Origin of the sequence: Streptomyces sp. NPDC060027, assembly GCF_042737005.1 — a bacterium.
In the GTDB taxonomy this organism is placed as follows: domain Bacteria; phylum Actinomycetota; class Actinomycetes; order Streptomycetales; family Streptomycetaceae; genus Streptomyces.
Genome location: NZ_JBHWVI010000438.1, coordinates 1 through 1,759, shown reverse-complemented (window position 1 = coordinate 1,759; position 1,759 = coordinate 1). Strand labels below are relative to the sequence as shown.

1 protein-coding gene is annotated in these 1,759 nt (G+C 70.4%); it reads left to right on the top strand.

Going from position 1 to position 1,759, the window contains the following annotated elements:
- Window positions 1–506: 506 nt before the first annotated feature.
- The gene (gene serB / locus ACFWBT_RS42795; RefSeq protein WP_385710199.1) at window positions 507–1,724 is read left to right on the top strand and encodes a phosphoserine phosphatase SerB; all 1,218 of its coding nucleotides are present in this window, start codon (window positions 507–509) and stop codon (window positions 1,722–1,724) included.
- Window positions 1,725–1,759: the final 35 nt, after the last annotated feature.

The following is a 1,759-nucleotide window of genomic DNA, read 5'->3' as shown; positions in this document are numbered from 1 at the left end:
GGGGTGGGGGGCCGTGCCGGTACATCCCAGTCCGGCGCCGCTGGATCAGACGTGGGCTACCTGTGCGAACTGCTGCTCGATCCGAACGTAAGCGACGGACATCAGGGATGTACCGGAACGGCCCCTCCCGTACGCCGCCGACTGCAGGCGCGTAGTGGTTGGGGGTGGCCCTTCCGTACGCTTTCGGGCGCGGGTGCAAGATTCAGCCCCTCCGGCGTTTGAGGAGCGGGGTCTGGGGCGGAGCCCCAGGGACGGGACGGGACGGGTAGGGGCGGAGGGGGCGAAAGCGGCTTGGGGGGCGGGTCCGGGAGGCACCGGGGCCCGAGGTTCGGGACGCTCCGAGTTCGGGGTTCGGGAGGATCCCGGAGTGGGGGTTGGTGGCGCGGCCCGTGAGGGGAGCGGCAAATTGTCATCGGTGTGCCGTTTGGGTGTCACCCAGTGTTCCGTGTCCGTCAGGCGGACCGGGCGGGCGGGCGGCACTGGGTGCCGGATACGGTGGGAGCACCATGAGCGCTTCGCAGACCACTGATGTGCCCACTCTCCTTGTCAAGATCTTCGGCAAGGACCGGCCGGGCATCACCGCCGGACTCTTCGACATCCTCGCCGCCTGGTCCGTCGACGTCGTCGACATCGAGCAGGTCGTCACCCGCGGCCGGATCGTGCTGTGCGCGCTCGTGACCGAGCCGCCCGCCGGCCTCGAAGGCGATCTGCGGGCCACCGTCCACAGCTGGGCGGAATCGATGAAGATGCAGGCGGAGATCATCTCCGGCCTGGGCGACAACCGTCCCCGAGGATCCGGACGTTCGCTCGTCACGGTGCTCGGGCACCCCCTCACCGCGGAGTCGACGGCCGCCATCGCCGCGCGGATCACGAAGACCGGCGGCAACATCGACCGCATCTTCCGGCTGGCCAAGTACCCGGTGACCGCGGTCGAGTTCGCCGTGTCCGGTACCGAGACCGAGGCACTGCGCACCGCGCTGGTGACCGAGGCCGCGGCACTCGGCGTGGACATCGCCGTGGTGGCGGCGGGCCTGCACCGACGGGCCCAGCGTCTTGTCGTGATGGACGTGGACTCCACGCTCATCCAGGACGAGGTGATCGAGCTCTTCGCCGCGCACGCCGGGTGCGAGGACGAGGTCGCCGGGGTCACCGCGGCCGCGATGCGTGGTGAGCTGGACTTCGAGCAGTCCCTGCACGCGCGGGTCGCGCTCCTCAAGGGGCTGGACGCGTCGGTGGTGCAGAAGGTGCGTGAGGAAGTGCGGCTCACGCCGGGCGCACGCACACTGATTCGTACGCTGAAGCGGCTCGGCTTCCAAGTCGGCGTCGTCTCCGGCGGGTTCACGCAGGTGACCGATGATCTGAAGGAGCGGCTCGGGCTCGACTTCGCCCAGGCCAACACGCTGGAGATCGTCGACGGGAAGCTGACCGGCCGGGTCACCGGGGAGATCGTCGACCGGGCGGGCAAGGCGCGGCTGCTGCGCCGGTTCGCCGCCGAGGCCGGGGTGCCGCTGGCCCAGACCGTGGCCATCGGCGACGGCGCCAACGACCTCGACATGCTCAACGCCGCCGGCCTCGGGGTCGCGTTCAACGCCAAGCCGGTGGTGCGGCAGGCCGCGCACACCGCGGTGAACTTCCCGTTCCTGGACACGGTCCTGTATCTCCTGGGCGTCACCCGTGAAGAGGTCGAGGCCGCCGACATGCACGAGGACGACACCGCCCACTGAGTGACGTCCTACGGCGGACGGGGGCCCGGCACCTG

Excerpts from the sequence above, each read along its gene's own strand:
- serB (WP_385710199.1), top strand. The coding sequence starts at position 507 with ATGAGCGCTTCGCAGACCACTGATGTGCCCACTCTCCTTGTCAAGATC.